The sequence below is a fragment of the Leptospira limi genome (genome assembly GCF_026151395.1).
In the GTDB taxonomy this organism is placed as follows: Bacteria; Spirochaetota; Leptospiria; order Leptospirales; family Leptospiraceae; genus Leptospira_A; species Leptospira_A limi.
This window is the reverse complement of the sequence record NZ_JAMQPV010000020.1, coordinates 1-301: the sequence shown is the minus strand read 5'-3', so window position 1 is coordinate 301 and position 301 is coordinate 1. Positions and strand designations below refer to the sequence as shown.

Annotated in this window: 1 protein-coding gene; it reads right to left on the bottom strand. The window is 40.2% G+C overall.

The genetic code is table 11. The features are described 5' to 3' along the window. The coding region (locus tag ND812_RS18370; RefSeq protein ID WP_265376764.1) for a hypothetical protein at positions 1-200 on the bottom strand (200 nt) is incomplete at its 3' end. Positions 201-301 lie beyond the last annotated feature (101 nt).

Below are 301 nucleotides of genomic sequence, written 5' to 3'. Positions count from 1 at the left end.
AGCATGTCCTGGTAATACAAAACCTGCTCATTCCAACTACTCAGACTTCCTAAAAAGTAGGACCTTCCATACACCTCTCGCATGAAATTTGTCTCGTATCCAGGAACTTCTAGCTCCGGAATCACCACCTGCGACCTTAGCGAATACCCAAATAAAATTAAGATAATTAATAATTGCTTATATTTCGCCAAGTGATTCATGTTAGGCTACTCCCCTTACCGCTAATTCGCTTTATTCCTACAAAACCTAACTATTGCACAATCACTTTTTACTCGAAGACCCCCACCTAATACATTCCTCA